Annotated in this window: 16 protein-coding genes and 1 pseudogene; 3 read left to right on the forward strand and 14 right to left on the reverse strand. The window is 30.1% G+C overall.

Annotated features, from left to right (window positions below; all coding sequences use genetic code 11):
- The first annotated feature begins 1 nt into the window (after position 1).
- Positions 2-280, forward strand: coding sequence for a hypothetical protein (locus tag IPK18_02755; GenBank protein QQR98470.1), 279 nt, complete (start codon positions 2-4; stop codon positions 278-280).
- Here IPK18_02755 and IPK18_02760 read toward each other — a convergent pair.
- The 4 genes from IPK18_02760 to IPK18_02775 form a co-directional block, all read right to left on the reverse strand.
- Positions 246-2762 (reverse strand): S8 family serine peptidase, encoded by a 2517-nt coding sequence (locus IPK18_02760; protein QQR98471.1) that lies wholly within the window; start codon positions 2760-2762, stop codon positions 246-248. The two genes, IPK18_02755 and IPK18_02760, sit on opposite strands and share 35 nt — an antisense overlap.
- An 83-nt stretch (positions 2763-2845) precedes the next feature.
- A complete protein-coding gene (locus IPK18_02765; GenBank protein QQR98472.1) occupies positions 2846-3055 on the reverse strand; it encodes a hypothetical protein in 210 nt (69 codons plus the stop codon).
- 52 nt (positions 3056-3107) lie between these two features.
- Positions 3108-3641, reverse strand: coding sequence for a hypothetical protein (locus tag IPK18_02770; protein ID QQR98473.1), 534 nt, complete (start codon positions 3639-3641; stop codon positions 3108-3110).
- A gap of 54 nt (positions 3642-3695) precedes the next feature.
- Complete coding sequence (locus IPK18_02775; GenBank protein ID QQR98474.1) at positions 3696-4181, reverse strand: histidine phosphatase family protein; 486 nt, start codon at positions 4179-4181, stop codon at positions 3696-3698.
- A gap of 53 nt (positions 4182-4234) precedes the next feature.
- On the opposite strand from IPK18_02775, the gene IPK18_02780 reads away from it, so the two are divergent.
- Complete coding sequence (locus IPK18_02780; GenBank protein QQR99284.1) at positions 4235-5071, forward strand: neutral zinc metallopeptidase; 837 nt, start codon at positions 4235-4237, stop codon at positions 5069-5071.
- Here IPK18_02780 and IPK18_02785 read toward each other — a convergent pair.
- From IPK18_02785 to IPK18_02825, 9 genes and pseudogenes are all read right to left on the reverse strand, one after another.
- Complete coding sequence (locus tag IPK18_02785; protein QQR98475.1) at positions 5066-5935, reverse strand: hypothetical protein; 870 nt, start codon at positions 5933-5935, stop codon at positions 5066-5068. The two genes, IPK18_02780 and IPK18_02785, sit on opposite strands and share 6 nt — an antisense overlap.
- 42 nt (positions 5936-5977) lie before the next feature.
- Positions 5978-7456 (reverse strand): cell surface protein SprA, encoded by a 1479-nt coding sequence (sprA, locus tag IPK18_02790; GenBank protein ID QQR99285.1) that lies wholly within the window; start codon positions 7454-7456, stop codon positions 5978-5980.
- Entirely contained in the window at positions 7452-13235 is a 5784-nt protein-coding gene (sprA, locus tag IPK18_02795) for a cell surface protein SprA (protein ID QQR98476.1), read from the reverse strand. The genes sprA (IPK18_02790) and sprA (IPK18_02795) overlap by 5 nt, the downstream gene beginning before the upstream one ends.
- A gap of 144 nt (positions 13236-13379) precedes the next feature.
- Positions 13380-13977: pseudogene (ruvA, locus tag IPK18_02800) on the reverse strand (Holliday junction branch migration protein RuvA).
- A 22-nt stretch (positions 13978-13999) separates the two neighbouring features.
- A complete protein-coding gene (locus tag IPK18_02805) occupies positions 14000-14446 on the reverse strand; it encodes a LysM peptidoglycan-binding domain-containing protein (GenBank protein ID QQR99286.1) in 447 nt (148 codons plus the stop codon).
- A gap of 256 nt (positions 14447-14702) precedes the next feature.
- A complete protein-coding gene (locus IPK18_02810; GenBank protein ID QQR98477.1) occupies positions 14703-15920 on the reverse strand; it encodes a lytic transglycosylase domain-containing protein in 1218 nt (405 codons plus the stop codon).
- A gap of 59 nt (positions 15921-15979) precedes the next feature.
- Positions 15980-17395, reverse strand: coding sequence for an Asp-tRNA(Asn)/Glu-tRNA(Gln) amidotransferase subunit GatA (gene gatA / locus IPK18_02815; GenBank protein ID QQR98478.1), 1416 nt, complete (start codon positions 17393-17395; stop codon positions 15980-15982).
- A gap of 16 nt (positions 17396-17411) precedes the next feature.
- Complete coding sequence (locus tag IPK18_02820; protein QQR98479.1) at positions 17412-17624, reverse strand: twin-arginine translocase TatA/TatE family subunit; 213 nt, start codon at positions 17622-17624, stop codon at positions 17412-17414.
- Between the two features lie 93 nt (positions 17625-17717).
- Positions 17718-18104 carry an RNA-binding S4 domain-containing protein gene (locus tag IPK18_02825; protein QQR98480.1) on the reverse strand — a complete coding sequence of 129 codons (387 nt, stop codon included), beginning with the start codon at positions 18102-18104 and terminating at the stop codon, positions 17718-17720.
- Positions 18105-18147: 43 nt separating this feature from the next.
- Here IPK18_02825 and IPK18_02830 point away from each other — a divergent pair, with 43 nt between their 5' ends.
- Entirely contained in the window at positions 18148-18585 is a 438-nt protein-coding gene (locus IPK18_02830; protein QQR98481.1) for a hypothetical protein, read from the forward strand.
- Here IPK18_02830 and IPK18_02835 read toward each other — a convergent pair whose 3' ends face one another.
- Positions 18586-19716 carry a cysteine desulfurase gene (locus IPK18_02835; GenBank protein QQR98482.1) on the reverse strand — a complete coding sequence of 377 codons (1131 nt, stop codon included), beginning with the start codon at positions 19714-19716 and terminating at the stop codon, positions 18586-18588. It lies immediately after the preceding gene.
- Between the last annotated feature and the right edge of the window lie 26 nt (positions 19717-19742).

Below are 19742 nucleotides of genomic sequence, written 5' to 3' on the forward strand. Positions count from 1 at the left end.
ATTGTTTATAGCAAAAGTATTTTCAGATAATATACTTGAATTACTTTCAAAATTTTCTTTCCAAGGTAATGTTATTGCATTATTTGGTACATGTTTTAATGTATATTTTAATGTGTCATTTCTTTTAATTGTATCTAAAACTGATGCTGTTCTTGCAACAATATTATATGTGCCAATACTGCTAAAATCAAAAATATTATTTGTTTTAAAATGTATTGTATCATTTGTATTAATGCTTCTTGATATTAATTCTGATAAAAGTGAGCCACCATTAACTTGATATACAATATTAAAATTACTAACTGTATTTGTTCCATAATTTTTATAATAAATGTGATATGTTCTTGATTGGTTAATGCAGTACTTGTTAATTGTCTTCCACCAATTGGATGTGCTATTTCATATACGCCAATATCATTTGTGGTATTGCAAACTGTGAAACTTGATGTAAACCCTTTTGCGTTACTTCTATTTCCTTCAATACCATTTGCTGATACTGTAATAGCAGCGTAATATGCATTTCCATTAACCAAGTTTGTTAAATCATATTTTAAATTTGATGTTGTATCTACTTTTCTCCAAACTTCATTTTCAAACAAATAGATTGTATAATATTGTGTTCCAGCAATTGCTGTCCAACTTAGATTTGCACTTTTATCACATGTAGTAATGGTTAGATTATTTGCATTTGGTCTACTTATTATATTAAAATATAAATCAGATGAATCTTGATATGTATCAGTAATTATTTTTACCATTGCTGATTTGCTAGCTACGTTCGCTGGCAATGTCCAAGCTAAAAAAGCACTAGTACTGTATACTTTATTAATAAAAGTCCAAGTTTGACCACTATCTAATGAATAATAAACACTCAAAGAATCGTTCACACCATATTGATTCCATGTTATGTTTGTACTTCCACCTGCATCTAAAGTTTCGCCACCATTTGGATAAACAATATCAATTCCTTTTTTTGATGTATAATAGGTCAATGCATATTCTTGATTACTAGAAATAACTTTTGCTCCTTTTACTATAATTTTATATTCACCAGCAAAAATATTTTCCAATGTAATATGTTCTATGTTATTGAGTTTATCAATGCCTCTTGTTGCTAATTGATGGTAATTGTTTGGATTAAGTACCCATGGTAAAATGGTGTCATTGTTTGGGTTAACTAGTTTTATATCTAAGTCATTTACCAATATTGTATCTTGAAATGGGAATGATGCCAAATCAGTCCAAGCTATTGTCAATGCTAAATAATCTTGATGTTCTGGCACAGTGAATGTATGAACTTTTATCTCATTGTTTTGTATATTATCTATCACAAATCTGTTATCTGCAATATTTTGTAATGCCTTTCCTACGTCTGGTCTACCAAATCCTGAGGCATAATCAATTCCTTTGTAAAATAAATCTTGAGCAGTATTGCACAATGTAGCTTTTACCAAACTTGATGGTGGTAATGAGCCAGTTTGTTGTTTATATTTTTGTTGTAAAATGCTTGCAATACCAGCAATTTGTGGTGCTGCAAAAGATGAACCATATACTGTAGTAAATCCATTTCCTGGTGAAGTTGCAGAATATGCAAAACCTTTAGTAACTAATTCTGGCTTTAATCTTCCATCTGTAGTTGGTCCTCTTCCACTTGTTTCTACTAATCTTTCATCTCTATAAAGATAGCCAACTGTAATTGTATTTTTTGCACCTTGAAAACCTATATCTGTTGAATAGAATGTATCATTTACTGCACAAAAATGTGCTGTATTGCCTACAGCAACAACATGTACTACATCTTTGTAAGTATTAGCTATTTTATCAATTTCGCTAGCTTCTGGAATATATAAACCTGAAGCACTTATACACTGTGTTTGACCAAAATTATAAGAATGGTTACTCACGTTGATTTGATAATCTTGAATTCCATTTCTTATTTCAGTAAGTATATCATTATCATAATCCCAAGCGTAGATTGTAGCTTTAGAAGCTGCTGATTTCTGAAAATAATTGCCATTATTATTCATAGCTGCTGCGCCAGCAACATAAGTTGGGTGATTGTAATATGGCGAAGTATTATACGCTTTATCAATATTGAATACTCTAGATTTTTCTAGATTGATATGTGGTGCAATAATGCCATCATCCCAAATACCAATTTTCATATCTTCTCCATTTAGATTATATCCATAAGGTGATGGAAAATTTGCTTCGCTAAGTCTGTTCATGATATATGAATCATAGTATAGTATATTTTTTTGTTGGTACTCTTTTGAAATACTATATATAAATGGTAGTTCAGCGAGTTTGTCTAAATATTTTGTAGCAATTTGTACTTTAATAATATTTCTATCTATATAATGTTCTGTGATGCTTGCTTCAAATTGTGTGAGTGTTTTTAGAAATTCATTATTGTCTATTAATTTAGAATAAATAATTTGAACTTGTTCTACGTTTTTACTTTTGTCTATATCTATTGCAATTTTTGAGTTTGGTATAATGTAATAATATGTTGAATTTGAATTAATTTTCTCATCTGGAATTGCGTATAGAAAATAATTATTGCCTAAGTAATATTCTTCGTATGATTTATAGTCATTGGATTTTTGTGTGATGATATAATTTATATTTTCATGTTTATATGATGTGGTGCTTACTCTTTGTTGTGCATTAAAAATTGGAGCAAACTTTATACTTGCGTATAAGTCAAATTTATAGCATAAAAAGACAAACGCTATAAATAAAATATATTTAGATTTCATTGATATTAATTTAGCACACAATGCTGTATATTACATTGTTATACTAAAAGTAATAAGATTATTTTTAATTAGCAAATTGCAAACTATCTTTCTATTGCTATTTTACTTCTAGCTGCAACAATTGAATTTACATTTGCGCTGTCTAATATCTCTATTCCTGCTAATAAATCATTATACGTTTGTCTTAATGTTGCATTTTTGTTTAATGCTTCACGTATTTGTACATTTAGTGCTTCTTCTGTTTCTTGATAAATGTATTGTAATAAAATTTCAGGTGTAAAAAATTCTGTCATAAGCTATGCTTTTATTACTATAACGAATAAATTAAAAATTTATTGTATGTCATTAATTTCCGCCTCCTGTGCCTCTAAAAAAGTCATCTTTAAATTTGAATAATACATTAAAGGTTGTTAATGAACCATATATTCTTGTTATGTATTGTTGTAGTTCTACTTTTTCTGCATCTGTTAGTTTGCTTGCGTTTATTTTTTGTTCCATTACTCTAAGTCTATCTCTTGTCATTACAATTTTATGAAAGAAGTCTTCAATAGGTAATTCTTTTGCTTGTAAATTTATATCAGCTGGTTGAATGATTAATTTGCCACCATCAAATTTGTCTGCAATTTTACAATCTTCTAATGGTTCTGTTAATGGTAAAACTAATTTAGCAATTGCTTTTTCTATATCATCAAAAGAAATGCTGTTGGCATCTTTTTCAATTGTTTTTATGATTAGCATTCCATCAAATGATTTTGATATTTCTTTTTCTCCTTGTCCATAAAAATATATAATGTAAGTGTATTCATCTTCATTATCTATAATTACACCTTTGCCAAATGTTGGATGCTCAATCTTAGTACCTATATTAAAGTTTGTCATAAAAAAATATTTATTGCAAAAAAAAGAAAAAAAAATCAATTTGCTTGAAAAAAATTAAATCATTTTTGGTATGATAAAAATTGATTGTGTTCCTTTTTTTATTTTTTCCCAGTTGTTTGTTTTAAATTCTACGCCAAATATAGCACATGTTGGAAATTTATCTACCACAACACCAGATAATTGTTCTATTAATAATGAAAGAACTGGCTCGTGACCAAACACAAATATCGTATTAAATTTATCATCAATAGTTTGTATGTACTTTATAATTTCTCTTTCGTCACCAAAGTATATTACTTTTGCTATGTCTATTTTATTGGTATCATACGTTACAATATTGGCAATTTCTATAGCTGTGTGCAATGCTCTTGTTGCAGGAGAACTTATTATATAATCTGGTTTTATGTTATTTTCTGCAATATAGTTTCCAATTCTTACAACATCTGTTTTTCCTCTTTGTGCAAGTGGACGCACCAAGTCATTAAGCTCTGGAAATTCCCAACTTGATTTTGCATGTCTTATTAGATATATTTGTTTCATCGGCTTGCTAAAGTAGCATATATTTACTATTTTTATTTTACTAAAAATACAAAATCGTGGATTTAAATAATAGAGAAAGCGGAAATATTGAAGACCGAAGAGGTGGTAGAGGAAAAATGATAGCTGGTGGTGGCATTGGTACACTTATATTAGCTGTTGTAATTTACTTCTTAGGTGGCGACCCATCCCAAGTGATAAATGTGGCGCAACAACAAAGCAATACGCAACAATATGAAAACAACGAAGGACTGGATGATGAAGGTAAAAAATTTGTATCTGTTGTATTGGCAAGTACAGAAGATGTGTGGAATAGTGCATTTCAAAAAATGGGTGATGCTTATAAAGAACCAGCACTTGTATTATTTACAGAACAAACACAATCTGGCTGTGGTGGTGCAAGCCATGCAACTGGACCATTTTATTGTCCTGCTGATAAAAAGATTTATTTAGATTTAAGTTTCTTTACAGAACTTAGTCAAAGACATGGTGTGCGTGGAGAATTTGCAAATGCATATGTAATTGCGCACGAAGTGGGACATCATGTGCAAGACTTGATGGGCATTACAACTAAGGTACATCAGATGCAGCAACAAACAAACCAAAAAGAAGCAAATAGATTGAGTGTAATGCTAGAATTGCAAGCAGATTTTTTGGCTGGCTATTGGGCGCATTATGCACAGAACTTAAAATTGAATAAAGAAGATATAGAATCTGCATTAATTGCAGCTAATGCAATTGGTGATGATAGACTACAAAAAAATGCTCAAGGCTATGTTGTGCCTGATGCATTTACACATGGTACATCGCAGCAAAGAATGTATTGGTTTATGAAAGGATATCAAAGTGGTGACTTAAATCAAAGCAATACATTTGAAGATCCAAATCTATAATTCGTTATCGATAGAAATCATAAACAATTCTGATTTTCCATTATCATTATCTGCTACTAAAATCAAATCTGTGCTGTGTTCGTTGTAACTAAGTACGCAAACTGATTCTATTTTTTGTTTTGATAATGTAACATCAATTTCTTCTAAAATAATTGGATTAGTTAATACTATTTTATCTTGTAAAAAAACAGAACTAGCATTGTGTATTATATATAATACTGAACCTACAATTTCTCCATCATCATAAGCATTATCTGTATCTTCTGCACTGGCTGTTAAATACATTATATCATTTTCTGGAAAGTATGTTGCACCAGAAATTCCAAGTTGATAACCTTTAAAATTTTCAATTTCAATTGGTACAAATTTTAATGCTGTGTTTGCTAAATCATTTGGATTAAAATCATCTAGGATTATTAATTTGTTTTGTTGTTTATTGTTGGCTCTATTAAAAAACAAAAATGAGTTATTAATTGTGGTAATACCTTCGATATTTAATTCTTGTATATCATTAGTTGCAATCATATTTTCGTATAGACTTTGCAGGCTTTTAATTGCTATCTGGTGTGTATCGATATCAAAAATATATAATAATGTACGTTGTGGTATTTTTGAGCCAGAACCAAAAATAAATAATTGATTATTTAGTATAGTGCAAGCCTCAAAATCTGGTTTATCTTTTTTTGGAATTCTATCACCATCAAAATCGAAAAGTTTTATTTGACTTGTGATATCTAATCCATTATTTAAGCATAGAATTTTATTGCTATCATCGCCAATAAGGTAAATTACATTATGATGAAATTCTAATGCAGAACCAGATGAATAATCTATTGACTTATATTTTTTTAGTGTAATATTCAATTATTAATTAGTTTTATATTATAATTTAAAATATATTTTAAATTATGGTGTTAGTGAGAACCTAAATGTGATTCCTCCACGGTGTGTGCGTGTTGGATAAGAAGAAAGTGTAGCTGGTAATATTTTTCTAAAATCATAGAATAACCTAACATTCAGCTTACTATTAATTACATAATCTATAGTTGCTGCTAATGATAATGTTTTTTGTCCACGCACTGGTTCTGCAATGTTTTGGTCTAATCTATAATTTACAGTTTTATCACTTCTTATAGAAAAATCTGCTCTTAGGTTGATGTCATTATCTAATGTAATTTTCTTTCCTTTTATCTTAAATGGTATTTTGAATTTTGCAAGTTTATAACCTAATGCAGCTGAAATTTCTGTTGTTCTTGTTTCACTCAATCTATAGTCCAACATACTTAAACTTAATGTTCTAGATTTTTTGAAATCAAAATTTGTAATCAAAGAGTTTTTCCATGTAATATCTACTCCAATTAGTGGCGACAATTGTTCTTGTATAGCTACTTGTGGTATTACATACAATGAATAATAGTTGCCTGATAATGTATCTAACTGTTGTGGTACATAATATAAATCTTCATTTACATAGCCTGGTGTATTAATAAAATTTAAGTTAGTAACATATGAGCCAATATTGAATGTAGAGTTGTAGCCGTGATTGATATTGAATGTGGTAAATAATTTTTGTCCCCATTTTGTTTTTGAGAAACCATTATAAGTCAATTTCCAGTTTGGCAATGGCAACATTCTAAGTGGATTTAATTTTACTTTTGATGGGTCTTTTCCTGTGTATGCTGCAATCAATGATGGTAATAAAACATCTTGTGAAAATGGTCCGTAACCTTCTTTAAAATTAGGTAGTTGAATACTGTCATTAACATAAATTCCTGTTGAATTTGGGTTTAGGCTTCCGAATTCTTGTGAGTATGATTCTCTGTATTTTTCAAAAGTTCTAAATGCATTTGAGAAATTGTTCGCATCTACTTTATCAAATATTGTTTTAAGCATTAAGAATGAAATTGAATAATTTCCAGATACTTGTGGTGTTAGGTGCATATAATCTCCATCTGCTGTTATCTTTTTAAAGAATTCTGAATAGTTTTCGCTTTGTGATTTTTGCATGCTAATATCTATTCTTAAATCTCTAAATGGTTCTAATGATAATCTGAAATTGAATGTAGTTTGTTTGGTTTGGATGAATTGGTAATTTAGTGTAGTATCTTGAGACATCCAACCTTTTTGTGCTATTGAGTTTAACCAATTAGTATCTTTTTGTGCGCCAAATAAGAATGCTCCACCTGGTGCACGCTGTGAGAAATTTTGACCAAATAATAATGGTTCTGGCGTTAAGCCAGGTAGTACTGTTGAGAAACTTCTTTCATATCCTATAGATGCTCTTTGTAACATCATTAATGGTCGTATGGCAATATCAAGTTTTGGATTTGCTGGTAAGTTTAAGTTTTTCTTAGCTGTTTTTAATGTTCTTAATTGATTTTTAATTCTTTTTCTGTAAAATCAATCCTTTTATTTCATCTTTTGTGAAGCTTGTATCTTTTTCTGCCTCCTCAATTTCTAATATTTTCTTCTCTATTTCTGCTTCTTTATTTTTTATTTTGTCTTCAGCACTTTCTAGTTGTTTGTTGTACACATCCATTGCCTTGGTGTAATCTTCCTTAGTTTTCTTTGGTTGGGCATTATTGTAAGGTTTTAAGAACTTGGCTTTGTTGTATATATTTTTAAAATTAATATCTGCATTAATTTGATAGTTCATTGTGTTTTGTGCATTATTTCCTAAGCTCTTCAATGCTAATGAAGATGCTGTCCATGTGTAAGTACTAGAATATCTTGTGCGCACAGTCATCCAATCTAAGAATGGAATGTGTTGCAATGGCAAGTTATAGCTTACATTAAAGTTGTGTGTATAATTTGTTGGTCTACCAAATTTCAAGAAATTTTTCCATAAAGTATCTTTCTTAGCTTTTGTGTCTAATGCTCCATATGGTTCATCAATTCTAGCATGGTTATTTGCAGTAAAATCTACGTTGATAGAACGTGTAAGATTGTATTTAACACTCCAAATTCTGTCCCAAGTAAAGAATTTAAAATAAGTAGGTGAGATAACCAAACCATCATCGCCAATATCACGTACTTTAGTACGATTGTATTGTCTATTCAAATCTGTTCTAAATGATAGAGAATTTGGCTTAAGACTTAAGTTAAATTCTTTTACAAATTTCAGATATTTATTATTGTTTTTTATTGATTTAAAAGGTTGCCAATACACTTGTTTTGGTGCAAATGTATAACTCAATGCGCCTGTATGTTTTGTTGTTTTATCGCTTTCAATAATTGGATTTCTTTTTTCTAATTCTGAATAGGCGTAGGTAAAAGCAAAGTTCTCAATATCATAAACTCTTGCTTGTTTTTCTGTATTTGTTCTAACTTTTTGAAGATTTGTAACATTTATACTTTTTATGGTTGTTACATCTTGTATAATATTTTTTATTGAATCGATTTTTTCTTTTTTCTCTGTTTTACTTAAATCACTGTCTGCTTTAATTTCATCAAATTTAGTTTTTGTTTTTACATCAAACTCATATGGATCATATTGTGGTGTACTTACTGCTTGTGAAAATTGTGCATATACTGGAATTTTAAGTCCTACTTTTTCTGGTAATAAATTGCCTAATTGTAAGTTTGCTGTTGCATCTATTTGATAAAAATTATCTCTAAATCTTTGGTCTACTCTTTGCTCCAAATCGCCATACCCAATTGTATGCATATTTCCAGAAAGTGTAATATTACCAAGATTTCCTAATTGTACATCTACCCTACCCAAAGCTGCCCATGCTTGTGTTTCATCCAAACCACTTAGTCGCAATTCATTGACCCAAACTTCTGCACATTTTGGATTTCCATCATCTGTTTGGTCATTTATGCCTGCTATTCTTTTTGGATTTCTTACACCAATCATAATCAAAGCTGCATTACCTAAATCTGGATTTCCAATTACCGAAATTGTACCTTGTGAAGTTTTGTATTGATATGGATAAATGTTTGATGCATTGCTAATATTACGCAACTTTTTTACATGTGTTAATGAATCAATAGCAACATTCAATACATTTGAATCTGGCCAAATTATTCTTTTATCTGATTCGCTTTCTACATTATAATTTCCTGGTGGTGTTACTTTTAATGGAATTTCATATTCGTAATAGTTTTCTGTAAAATCTGCTCCAATACGCATGAATAAAGAAATATCATTATCTTCTATTGGATAACTATCGCCTTCGCCACCAACAAAATTTTCTGCATGGGCAAACATTTTTATTCTTTTATAATTTCTGATATCTAAGTCAGTTACTTTATAAATTGCTCTTGCATCACCATCTTCTAATCTACAAACTTGCATACTCATAGATTGTTCATTAATCAATACATTGTTGTTTGATGTTGCACTTATATTTTGTTCACGTGTAACGCCTGGTGGCAATGCATATGGTATTGGCTGTCTTGTTGTATTTTCTTCAACATTTACATTTAATACATTAAATACTGTATTGTTATTATTGTCATTTGGTAGTTCCTCGCCTGGTTCATCTAATGATAATTGATATCTTCTCCATTGATTTCTGATTAATGACATTTGAGCAAATCTAAGTGTAACTGGTTGCTCAAAGTCTGTAAGTATCATTCTTAAAAAACGTATAGATCTAAAGTCTGCAATATTACCCACACGCTCTTCAAAATCTGCAATTGGTAATTTTATTTGATACCAAGTAAATGTTTGACTCACACCATCAACTACGATTGTTTTTTCAACTTTGTCTGTAATGAATGGTGATGTATTAATAAAATTATCATCAAAAGCAATTCTATATTGATAATATTCTTCATTTTCGTTTAGAGTATTATCATTATTTAAGTCTTCATTGTCTGGTGTACTGCTTGAGTTGCCATTTACACTACTGTTTCCTGCATTATTTGATGAGTTTCCTTGTGTACCACTAAAGTTCTTATATCGTGTAATAACATCAACATCTGGTGAAAATCTGTCATCTCTTGGGAAAATATAATTATCTGAAGATGGGTCGCTTTGTAGTTCTTGTAAAGCATTTGCATCTCCAACTACAGATTGTGCATTAATTAAAAATTGCTCGTAGAATGTTCTTTCTGTTTCATCATTTAAACCATCCAATCCAACGTCTTGATTTTTTATTACATCTGGATCAGCATCAAAGAAATTTGTAATTGCATTTGGTATTGTTGGTGTTAAACCCCAAGTTGAAGTTTCAACTGTCGTTCCACCATTAGGACGTGGCAATCCATTTTCATATTGTTTTCTTGAATCTTTTAATATATCTTCTGATATATTTCCTAGTTGGATATATAAATTTCCACTTTTATTTGCACCTGCATTTACAAATGGGTCAAGTACCCAAAGTTGTATGTATTCAATATTTGCTGCTTCAAAATCACTTGTTTCTATCGTACGCATGATACCTGACCAACGTGTTTCTGGATTATTTAATAATCCATTTGGTGCTGTACCTTTTGAGAATGCTGTAGGCGATGTTTCGAAATTATAAGGTCCACGTTCTGAAGGAAAATATGATAAATCTAATGTTGCTAATGCTGGATTAATGAAATTTGGGTCTTGTCTATTTAAAAATACTTCTTGTTGAAAAAATTGTCTTGTATATAGATTAGTCTTGGTGATATTTGTTTGATTATCACTTAATGGATTACCACTTCCACTTGAATAAAAAATTGGATCGATGGTGTACCATGCTAATTTTGCTCTATTAAAACCATATGGAAGACTATCGCTAAATTTTGCTTCTGGAAATTTTTCTTGTCCAAAAATATTTCTCATGCCACGTGGTGCTGATGCTAATTTCCATGTAAGGTAACTTCCTTTGATATCGTATGTTGTACTTGCTGCTTCAAAATCGTCTATATAAACAGTACCTTGATCATCCAAATTAATTGCACTATTGTGTCCTGGCATAAAATAAGCTGCTTCTGCTTGTGCTGTTATCCTAGATGGTGCTGATAAGTCTTGTGCTGTTACTTTATTAAAAATTTTAGTTAGCATTTTGGATTGACCTTGGTAATTCAAATCCATCCCAAATACATTATTTTTTATTGGGTCGCTTCCAAAATCTACTTTTTGTGTAAATGGTTTTTCAGATAGACGCATATGTGTGAATCCTAATGTTAGGTTTTTATTCACGGCATAATCTAATCTTGTTCCAAATAGAGATTTATTTACAACACCAAATAATAAGTTATTCTCAAAACTAATATCTATTGGTACACCAGAGCTAAGAATGCCTTGATTAATGATACTTACTTCACCAATGCTATAATTTACTGTATAGTCTGTATTTTCTGTAAGTACAGTACCTCCAGAACGTACAACAACTGAACCTTGTGGTAATTGGAATGCGTTGGGCAATCTGAATACAGAGTTGTCTGTTCCTCTATAGGTACCACGCATTATATATCTATTGAATTCAGGATATTGTTGTGCCCCTACTTTTGTTGTATCATACAATAAGTTGTATGCATATTTTGCTGATATTGCTGGGTTGTTGATGGCTTTTTCTAAGTAATGTCCAAATGGTTCTAAGACAGGAAATATGATTCTACCATTTTGTGGATTGATAGTTACGTTTGGAATAAAATCAAATTGTCCATCATTTTGTGGATCGTTTTGATTATTTAAATTATCTAATTGTAATACTTTTAATAGTTGTTTACCTGTAATGTCTCCACCATCTGGAAGATATCTTTTGTAACCACCACCTGGATCTCTGTAATAAATATCTAATACGAATTGCTCTTTATTTACATTGTATGCATTTAATGAGTATATATTTTTCATCATCAAATCCCAAATTGGATTTTTTACTCTGATTGATGTTGCTTTTAGCATTTTAAGTGCTAATATTCTTTCTTTTGCTCTAGTTGTATCTGCTAATGGTGGCAAATCATTTGAGAACTCTCCTATTTGATGTACTTGTCCATTTACAGTATACTGTACTGCAACGCCTAATACTTCATCTGGTCTTAATTGATAGTTTAGTGATATATATCCTAATTGTGCGTTGTATGTATATTCTGATGTTGCTAATTTTCTAGCACTTACTTTTTCATAATCATCAATTGGATTAAATCCATTTACTGTTAATAGATTGATTACTTTGGTTGGGTCTCTAAATTGTTCTGAATTGCTATTTATTATACCATAAATATTATTAGAATTATTATTTGTATAAATATCTCCATTACCGTTTAACACGATTGGATTTCGTACATTTTGTGCTTTATTTTCTCCAATATCTGCGAATGCTACAATCTCTCTTACGTTTTCTGTTTGTCTTGTTTTGTTGGTTACCCAAACTTCTAACCTAGTAACAATGGTCTGCGATGAGACATATGGCAATCTTGTTAGGCTGCTTTCGTAATTATCTCTAAAAATATGTGCTAAAAAGAAGTGTCGATTATCTTCGTATTCGTCTGCTTTTATTTCAAATTTTTTAGTTTGAGAGCCATTTTCAAATCTTACATTTTCTGTTTTTGATTTCTGTTGAGATAATACATTTGTTATGGTTAGTCTTCCAAATTTGAATTGTGTTTTTAGTCCGAATAAACTTTGTGGTCCTCTGATGAGTGCAGAACGTAATGGCATGCTAACATTACCAAATTCTATTAATTGTATAATATCATCTTCTTTACCTTGATAGCCTAATTTTAATTGATTATCGAATGCAAAGCCTGCTTTTGAGTTATAATTAATTCCTAACTTGAGTTTATCACCAATTGATGCTTGCAATCCAAGTTGGATATTCATATCAAAATCGAAATTTGTATTTCTTCTTTGATTTTCTAATAATACTGGATTGTCTACTCTTTGAGAATTGACGCCAACTGTTACATCAACATTCCCGGTTGGTTTTATTTCAATTTTTGTTCCTGCAAATAGTCTATCAAACAATTCTGGTCCTTGATATAAAAATGGTTGTTTGCTTTTTCTTTCTGCTAAATCTATTGCTGTAGATCTTTGTTGGAAATAGTTTTGCTCTGCATTTTTTTGTTGCAGTTTTGTATAATCATCATAAGTAAGAAAAGTAGGAATTCTATAATTGTCTTTGCCTATTTTTTCAGTAAAATAATATTGTTTTTTCTCGGCATCATATTGTACATCTTTTTGGATGATTTTTGGGTCATTTAGGTCTAATGCATTATTGGATGGTGGTGTAAATTCCATTTACGTTTCTATCTTGAATTGGATATTTTAATTTTATTGAATCAGTGTTTTGCGACCACGCACTATGATATGCTAGCAAAAACAAGACAGCAATTTTTGTATATGTTAATTTTCTATTCAAAATGTACTAAAAAAACGACTAAATTACAAATTTTTAAGACTTAATTTAATTAAATCTTCCACGGAATTGATACTTGGGTTATCTTTTAACACTTTTTGAATGGATTTTTCGGCTGGTGCTTTTGAAAAACCTAACATATTGAGTGCTGCTAATGCTTCTGAATAGATTTCTGAATTAGCAACAGTATTGAAAGTTGTACTTATTCCAGTATGTAGGTTTTCTTTTTTCACCTTATCTTTTAATTCTATAATTACTCTTTGCGCAGATTTTGGTCCAACGCCTTTCACTGATTGTATTAAACGTACATCTTCAGAAATTATTGCGTTTATCCACTCTGTTGAATTCATAGATGATAGCATAAGCCTTGCTGTATTTTATTCCAATGCCTGATACTGATATTAAATGATTAAACATATTTTTCTCATCTTCTGAAAAAAAACCATACATCGTATGTGCATCTTCTCTTATTATTTGTTGAGTGTATAGCTTCACATCGTCTAATGGCTCAATTTCAGAATAAGTTTGTAATGATATGTTGATTAAATAGCCAATTCCGTTGCATTCTAAATACACTTGAGTTGGAGATTTGAATGTTAATTTCCCTTTTATGTATGCGTACATTGTTGATTTTGTTTTTGATAGATTATTTACACTTTATTTTCCGTACTTTAATTTCATCACCAGGTTTGAGTACTGGCGTTTTTTTATAATCGTTCCATTGCATCAAATTTTGTACAGATACTTCATCATATTTCTGAGCTATAGTCCATAGATTCTCTCCATTTTTTATTTTGTATAACTCATAACAATCATCTTCTTTAAAATATTGAATAGGATTTAGCTTTTGAGTAAATGGTTTATTTTTCTTTTCCTTATTTTGATTTTTTTGAGCTTGAATTTCTTCTTGTGTTTGTATGTTTTCAGACAATATATTTTTTAATCTGAAAGATAAATTATTGAACTGTACAAATCTATTATAATCTACCTTATGTACATAAATTATAAGTTCTTGACCAATATCTATAAAATTACCATTCAACTCGTTCCATCTTCTTATCTCACTAACACTAACGTGAAACCATTTAGCAATAAATCCTAAATTATCTCCATGATTTACTTTATATACTATTGCTTTATAATTACCATCTTCTTCTTTTATAAATTCTGGTAATTCAATTTTAGCATTGTTTGTTTTATTATTACTAAAATTATTTTTTGGTGTTGTACTTGGTGCTTTTGCATTTTTCTGTGCTAGCTCTTCTCTTTTTTTCTTAAGATATTCTTCATTACTTATATTTTGCTTGCTGCTTTCTTTTTGTTTTTTTGCATCTTCAGCTGCTTTCTTTTTATCCGCTAATAATTTCTTTTCCTCTTCTTTTTTGAGCTTCTTTTCTTCTTCTTTTTAATTTTTCTTCTTTCTTTTTTGCTTCTAACTGTGCCTTCGTTTCTTTAGTCTTCGTATCTGTTTCTTTTTTCTTACTTTTTGGTTGCTTTTCTACAACAGGAATTGTTGTATAATCACCAGCATTATCTTGTTTCTTTGTATTGTCTACTGATGGTTTTACAGCAACTGGTGCAGCCAATTTTTCTCCAGATGTTACATCTTCTGCAAATGCATATAATGAATCTTGGTAATAGTTGAATGCTTGGATTCTATCTTTTGGAATATTTAATGTAAAATTTGCGGGTATTAATGTTGTTAACAAAGAAGGATTTTCTTCAATGATTACTGATTTTGGAATATTTATTATTTTCTCTAAATCTGTAACTGTAAGTTTTTCTCTAATAGTAATACGTTGTGTTGGTTCTCTATCTAATGGTAATGCACTGATGCCAAAATTCTTTGCATATTTCATGGCATATACAATTGCAATGAATGATGGAACGTATGCTTGAGTTTCTTTTGGCAAAAATGGTTTTATATCCCAATAACTTTTAGAACCACCTGCTTTGTTTATTGCTTTATTTACATTACCTGGCCCACAATTATATGATGCAATTGCTAAGTGCCAATTGCCATAAACATTATACATATACTTTAAATACCTTGCTGCTGCATCGCAACTTTTGTATGGATCTTTACGTTCGTCTACACGTTTATTAATTGTTAGTCCATATTGCAAACCTGTGCCATACATAAATTGCCATGGGCCAGTGGCACCAACTGGAGATTTTGCAAATGGATTTAATGCTGACTCAACAACTGCAAGATATTTCATCTCATCAGGAATACCATATTGCGCAAATATTGGTTCAAAAATTGGAAAAAACTTCTCTGCTCTTCCTAAAACTTTTGCTACATGTTGCGTTTTTGAAGTATAAAAATCTATATATTTTTGTACGTGTGCATTATAATCTAAAGGAATGATTTTTTGGATTTTCTTTAATCTTACATTTATCTGAGCACTCATCACTGCTGGATCTGGGTCCGTTTTAAATAACTGCTCTTCTGTAGGAACAACTAAATCGGATGACTTATCTTGCCACTGATTGGGTGTATTTTGAGCAAACGATAAATAAATATTTATATATATAATAAAAAATAATAATAATCTTACAATCATTACGCAATATAATAGTTTTTTTAAGAAATTAAGCCTTGTTAAGATTTATTTAGATTTTTTCACATCATTTTTTTAGCAAATGCTAATAGCTTAGATTCATCAAATTTATTTGCCATGATTTGGATTCCAATTGGCAAATTATTTTTATCTTTTGCTAATGGCAATGATATTGCTGGTATTCCTACAATATTTGCTTGTACTGTAAAAATATCTCCTAAAAATGATGCTACTGTATCCTGTACTGCACCTATTTTGTAGGCTGTGGTTGGTGCTGTTGGACAAAGTATAAAATCATATTCTTTAAATATTTGGAATGTTTTCTCTGAAACTATTCTTCTTACTTTTTGTGCTTTTGCATAATATGCATCATAATATCCTGCACTCAGAACAAATGTACCACTCATTATTCTACGTTGTACTTCTTTGCCAAATCCTTGTGCGCGTGATAAGGTGTATGTTTCTTCTAAGTCTTTTGCTTCTTGTGCATGGAAGCCATATTTTACTCCATCAAATCTTGATAAATTACTTGATGCTTCTGCTGTTGTTAAAACATAATATGCTGGAACAATATAATCTAACTCATCTAAAGAAACATCAACTAATGTATGACCTTCATTTTGCAATTTATCAATAATATCAATACATGCTTGTTTTACTTCAACATCTATGCTGTTGTGATGAATTGCATTTCCAAAATATGCGATTTTATATTTTTTATTTTCTAAAGTATTGATATCTGATATATCTATATGTTTTTGTGAGCATGTAGCATCAAAATCATCACTACCTGCTATTACTTCATATATTGATATGGCATCATCAATATTATTTGTAATTGGACCAATTTGGTCGAAAGATGAAGCATATGCTATCAATCCCCATCTTGATACTCTACCATATGTTGGTTTAAAGCCAATATTGCCACAAAATGCTGCAGGTTGTCTGATAGAACCGCCTGTATCTGAACCTAGTGATGCGATACATAATCCTGCTGCTACTGCCGCCGCAGAACCACCTGAAGAACCACCTGCTACTCTAGTAATATCTATTGGGTTTTTAACTGGTCCAAAAGCACTATTTTCATTGCTTCCGCCCATTGCAAATTCATCGCAATTTAATCTTCCAATTATAATTGCATCTTCTGCTAGTAATCTCTCAACTACTGTTGCTGAGTATGGTGAAATATAGTTTTCTAAAATTTTAGATGCTGCAGAACTTTTATGATTTTTGTAGACTATATTGTCTTTGATACCAATAATTAGACCAAATAATTTGCCTAATGTTTGGTTGTTTTTTATTTTATCATCTATAAGTTTTGCTTGCTCTAAAGCACTTGCTTCAAACACTTCAAGAAATGCATTGTAAGTATCATTATCTTGAATATTTTTAATATAAGACTTAGTAATTTGCGTACAAGTATATACTCGATTTGCAACATCTCTCTGTAGCGTTTCTAAAGAACGATATATCTCCACAAATTAAAATTAGTATTTACTCAGTGATTTTCTTTTTCTCTTCTTCGCTCAATCCTTTCTCAAACTCGTCTTTGATATTATTTTTTGCGGCATTAAATTCTCTGATTCCTTTTCCTAATCCTTTCATTAGTTCAGGAATTTTTTTGCCACCAAAAAGTAATAATACAGCTAAGAATAATAGAATCCATTCTCCTCCACCTGGCATACTAAATAACAAAACAGTGTTCATAATTTACTTTTAATTACAAATTTACTATTTTTTATACTAAAAATAGGTTTATAAAAAGTTAATTTAGGTATTATTTAGTCATATTACTAATTTCTAGTCTGGGTCTTTGAATTGTTCTATAGCTCTACGTTCTTTTTTTGTTGGTCTTCCAACGCCTTTGTCTCTTACTTCAAAGTTATAAAAGAAGCTATCTTGTTTTTTATCGTGTATGCTTGGTGGTGATAAATCTTCGTAACATTCAGCAGCAATAGATGCGCCAACTCTCTTTTCAATTATTTTTAATACTTTATAGATTTTCTTTTCTCCTTGTATTGTTAGATGAATTTCATCATTTATTTTTATTAACTGAGATGGCTTTACAGTTTGTGATTGTATTTTTACTTTTCCTGCATTACATGCATCTGTGGCTAGTGTTCTGGTCTTAAAAATTCTAATAGACCACAACCATTTATCTACTCTTGTTTTTTGTATTTCAGACATTGGCAAAGTTTTTGTATAATAAAAATAAAAAAAGTAATTTAGCATGATGAAAAATATTTTTCTAATTATTTTAACTTTAGTAATTATTATTTCTATAGCAAAGCCGCCTAAGAAGAATACTAATACAAACAATACTTCTTCTTGGGTAGAAAACAAAACTATCTATGGAAAATGGGAATGGCTAAAGACAGAATGTTGTGGAAAGAAAAAAGGCACTACAACACCAGACACTTATGGTGACAAAATTATTTTAGAATTATTGCCAAATAATACATTTGCTGAGAATGCAAATAAATATAGAGTACCGAGAAGTGGCAATATTACTTTATCAAAAGTTAATTCTTATGATAAACAAGTGAAAACTATCCAATTTAATGACGAAAGACCAGCTTATTACTCATTATCTCAGAATGGTGATACACTTATTCTTAGTTGGGAACATCTAGAATTACAGAAAGAATATTATTTAAAAACGAAATAACTATAAATCTATTTCTTTGAATAATTGAATTGTTTGATGAATATCATCAAGTGTATTGTATTTGCCTATACTAAAACGCAAGGCAGATTGAGCTTGCAAATCGCTATAATCCATAGCTTTTAATACATGTGATGGTTTATTTTCGGCAGAAGTACATGCAGAACCAGTGGAAATTGCAATTTTATGTTTAATTCTTTTTATTATATTTTCAGATTTAGTTGGGAAAATAATATTGGATGTATTATAAATTCTTGATGTATTTTTTCCAACTATTTCAATTTTATTTTCTAATAATTCTTCAAATTTATTTTCAAGTAAATTTCTCATACTAGAAATATGTGTTGTATTCTGTAACAAGTTTTCATACGCAATTTGTGTTGCCTTACCTAAAGCAACAATTCCTGGAACATTAAGTGTTCCACTTCTCTTTCCGTTTTCATGACCACCACCATGCAATAATGCTTCTATTGTTACTCTTGGATTTTTTCTTCTAATATATAATGCTCCAACTCCTTTTGGTGCATAAAATTTATGTCCTGATATTGACATTAAATCTATTCCAAAATCATCTACATTAATTGGCATTTTCCCAAATGCTTGAGTTGTATCACAACATAGTATTGAGTTTTTCTGATGTACTATTTTACTTATTTCTTTTATTGGCAAAATAACTCCTGTTTCATTATTTACCAACATTGCAGCTACAAGTACTGTATTATTAGTAATACTATTTTCAAGTTCATTCAAATCTATTTGACCATTTTTATCTACTTTAAGGTATGTAATATCTGCTCCTTTTTGTGCTAAATATTTACAAGTATCCAATACTGCATTGTGCTCCGTTTGAATGGTAACTATGTGATTTCCTTTAGAATGATATGCATTATACACGCCAATAATTGCTGTATTTAATGCCTCAGTAGCACCTGATGTAAATACTATTTCTTGTGGTGTACATGCTATACTATCTGCAATTATCAACCTTGCTTGCTCTACTGCATCTTTTGCAATCCAACCTTGTGTGTGCAAATTGCTTGATGCATTGCCAAATTTTTCTCTAAAATATGGTAACATTGCTTCTAGTACTTGCTCATCGACAGCTGTTGTTGCATTATTATCTAGATAAATCACTCTATAAAGTTATAAATTTTAGAATT

The sequence above is a fragment of the Sphingobacteriales bacterium genome (assembly GCA_016699615.1).
In the GTDB taxonomy this organism is placed as follows: Bacteria; Bacteroidota; Bacteroidia; order Chitinophagales; family JADIYW01; genus JADJSS01.

Excerpts from the sequence above, each read along its gene's own strand:
- IPK18_02765 (QQR98472.1), bottom strand. The coding sequence starts at position 3,055 with ATGACAGAATTTTTTACACCTGAAATTTTATTACAATACATTTATCAA.
- IPK18_02775 (QQR98474.1), bottom strand. The coding sequence starts at position 4,181 with ATGAAACAAATATATCTAATAAGACATGCAAAATCAAGTTGGGAATTT.
- sprA (QQR98476.1), bottom strand. The coding sequence starts at position 13,235 with ATGGAATTTACACCACCATCCAATAATGCATTAGACCTAAATGACCCA.
- IPK18_02810 (QQR98477.1), bottom strand. The coding sequence starts at position 15,920 with ATGATTGTAAGATTATTATTATTTTTTATTATATATATAAATATTTAT.
- IPK18_02830 (QQR98481.1), top strand. The coding sequence starts at position 18,148 with ATGATGAAAAATATTTTTCTAATTATTTTAACTTTAGTAATTATTATT.
- IPK18_02770 (QQR98473.1), bottom strand. The coding sequence starts at position 3,641 with ATGACAAACTTTAATATAGGTACTAAGATTGAGCATCCAACATTTGGC.
- IPK18_02760 (QQR98471.1), bottom strand. The coding sequence starts at position 2,762 with ATGAAATCTAAATATATTTTATTTATAGCGTTTGTCTTTTTATGCTAT.
- IPK18_02820 (QQR98479.1), bottom strand. The coding sequence starts at position 17,624 with ATGAACACTGTTTTGTTATTTAGTATGCCAGGTGGAGGAGAATGGATT.
- IPK18_02825 (QQR98480.1), bottom strand. The coding sequence starts at position 18,104 with ATGTCTGAAATACAAAAAACAAGAGTAGATAAATGGTTGTGGTCTATT.